The sequence below is a fragment of the Sphingomonas sp. genome, assembly GCF_031380695.1.
Classification (GTDB): Bacteria; Pseudomonadota; Alphaproteobacteria; order Sphingomonadales; family Sphingomonadaceae; genus Sphingomicrobium.
In genome coordinates this window covers 1-2,840 of sequence record NZ_JANMWY010000224.1, presented here as the reverse complement: position 1 = coordinate 2,840, position 2,840 = coordinate 1, and the positions used below count along the sequence as shown (strand labels likewise).

Sequence of the window (2,840 nt, the reverse complement as noted above, 5' to 3'; positions counted from 1 at the left end):
GCCATTTCGAGCGCGACCGCAAGCGTATCCACGACCAGGAAAGGCGACGCCGGATCGAAAGCGACGTCGGCCGATTCAAACCAGCTCTTCCAGTTTCGCACCTCGGTATAAATCGCAACCAGAGGTTGGGCGAGCAGGTCGGCCGCCGTTGGCGCCGCGCCCAGTCGCGCGGCTACCTCCGGGCTGCACACCGGGAACAGGCTATATTCGAACAATGGCACCCAATGATATTTGGGATTGGGTGGTATCTCGCAATAGACCAGGCCGACATCGGCGTGGACGTCGTCGAATTCCCATTCGACCGCGCACGTGCTCAGCGTGACCTTGACCTCGGGATGGTCGGCGATAAATCGTGGTACCCGCCGGGCCAGCCAGCGGATCGACGCGGTGACATAGGTTTGCACGCGCAACGGCTTATCGACCGCATTGCGCTGGACCGCCTCTACCCCCTCGAGTAGTGATTCGAATGCGGCGCGGACGTAAGGATAAAGGATCCGCCCCTCCTGGGTCGACGCGATATGCCGCCCATCCTGTTCGAACAGTTCGACCCCGAGCGCCTGCTCGATCAATCTCACCTGATGGCTGACCGCGGGATGCGTGAGGCATAGTTCGTCAGCAGCGTTGCGGATGCTCTGGTGCCTCGTCGCGGCTTCGAAACCGCGCAGCGCCTTCAGCGGCGGCAGCGCAGACAGATCGATCGTGTTGGCCAATCTAGCCTGCCCTCCCGGCGTCGAGTCTCACGCAACTGTACCAGTACCGGGCGGCACTGGTAAAAGAAATTAACTCGCGGTTGAAGCGCGTCAGCGACTTCGCGCATCCTCGATAATCATTGCCGCACCCTTCTCCGCGACCATCACCGTCGGCGCGTTGGTGTTGCCCGAAGTGATCGTCGGAAAGATGGACGCGTCGACGACCCGCAGACCGGAAATTCCGTGAACGCGAAGCCGGGCGTCGACCACCGACGTGTGCGGATTAGGCCCCATCGCGCAGCTGCTGGTCGGATGATAAACGGTGTCCGCGCGCGCTCGAAAATCAGCCATCAGCGCCTCGGCGTCATCGCCGACCGCACGACCCGGGATCAATTCTTCGGTGATGATATCCGCCAGCGGTGCCGTCCGTGCCAGCATACGGAGCAGGCGGCAGCCGACGAGTGCCCCGGCGACATCGTGCTCGGTCGAAAGATAATTTGGCTGAATACCGGGCGGCGAGAACGCGTTGGTCGATGCGATTCTAATGGACCCTCGGCTCGTCGGTCGGCAGCTATTGAACGACAGCAGGAAGGCGGAAAAAGGGTCCGGATTGAGCAGCTTGCGCGCTGACAGGGGGGTTTGGGTATAGCTCACCGGGCTGAAATAAAGCTGAAGGTCGACGTGCGGCTCGTCTACGTGGCTGCGGACGAACCCGCCCCCCTGGTTGACGCTCATCGACAGCGGACCGCCCCGATCGCGCGCGTAGCGCAGCCCTGCCCTGAGCTTGCCCAGCAGCGGCCGCAACTCGTCGTTGAGTGTCGCCAGCCGCGACTTGTAGAAATAGGATACCGCGAGATGGTCCTGCAGATTCTCGCCGACGGCAGGCAGGCTGTGGACCACGTCTACCCCGAGCGGCATCAGCAGCGCTGGATCGCCCACCCCCGACAATTGCAGCAGTTGTGGCGAATTGATTGCCCCGCCGGCCAGAATGATTTCGCGGTTCGCGCGGACCTCACTCTCGTGACCGTCGCGCCGATAGCGGACACCGATCGCCCGCCGCCCCTCAAACAGGATCCGCGTGGCATGCGCGCCCGTTCGCAGTTCCAAATTCTGCCGCCGCAGGGCTGGCCGCAGGAAGGCGTTGGCGCTCGACGCCCGCCGGCCCCGGTGCGTGTTGATGGGGTAGATGCCGATCCCGTCGTAAGGCGGCGCGTTGAGGTCGGGATTGCGTTCGAACCCCAGGGCCTGCGCCGTTTCTATAAACCGCTCGCACAACGGATGCGCGTGCGCGCTGATGTCGCTGACGTGCATCGGGCCATCGCCGCCATGAGTCGCGCACTGCCCGTGCTGATATGTTTCCGACTTTCGAAAATAGGGCAGGACATCGTTCCACCCCCACCCCACGTTGCCGATTGTCTTCCAGTGGTCGAAGTCACGCGGCTGGCCACGGACATAGACCATGGCGTTGATCGAACCCGATCCGCCGATTACCTTGCCGCGCGGCCAGTAGCTGCTCCGCCCGTTCAATCCGGCAATAGGCTCGCTGTCGTACATCCAGTTGATGCGCTTGTCGAAATAGGTACGGCCATAGCCGATCGGCAGCTGGATCCAAATTGAACGGTCACTTCCTCCCGCCTCGAGCAACAGGACCGTCGCCGTGCCATCTTCCGACAGGCGACTGGCCAGCACGCATCCCGCGGTCCCCGCGCCGACAACTACATAGTCGAAAATTTCCATCAGCCGACGGGGTGCCCCGTCATGTCGAGATGCAATATGGTGCCCGTGTACGGGTGCCGCGCCGCGACGTCCTCATCGAGCTCGACCCCCAGTCCGGGCTCAGTCGGTGACATAACATAGCCTGCTTCCCAACGGATCGGCGTCTTCAGAATCTCGGCATGAAAGCCGTCCCACTGCTCGATTCCCTCAAGAATCAGAAAGTTGGGCGAGCAGGTGGCGAGCTGGATGTTGGCCGCGCCGACCACTGGGCCGCAGTAAAGATGGGGGGCGATCTGTGCGTGATGGACTTCGGCCATTCCGGCGATCTTCTTGGCTTCGAGTAGTCCGCCGACGCGCCCCAGGTTCAACTGGAGGATCGCGGCTGCGCCACAATTTAGCAATCGCGCAAAGTCGTATTTGGTTGTCAGCCGCTCG

The 2,840-nt window shown here is 62.5% G+C and carries 3 protein-coding genes; all 3 read right to left on the bottom strand.

What is annotated here, in order from left to right:
* The coding region (locus RMN84_RS08005; protein WP_309611651.1) for a LysR family transcriptional regulator at positions 1-710 on the bottom strand (710 nt) is incomplete at its 3' end.
* Positions 711-800: 90 nt separating this feature from the next.
* Positions 801-2,426, bottom strand: coding sequence for a GMC family oxidoreductase N-terminal domain-containing protein (locus tag RMN84_RS08000; protein ID WP_309611650.1), 1,626 nt, complete (start codon positions 2,424-2,426; stop codon positions 801-803).
* The coding region (locus tag RMN84_RS07995; RefSeq protein WP_309611649.1) for an enolase C-terminal domain-like protein at positions 2,426-2,840 on the bottom strand (415 nt) is incomplete at its 5' end. The genes RMN84_RS08000 and RMN84_RS07995, both read right to left, overlap by 1 nt.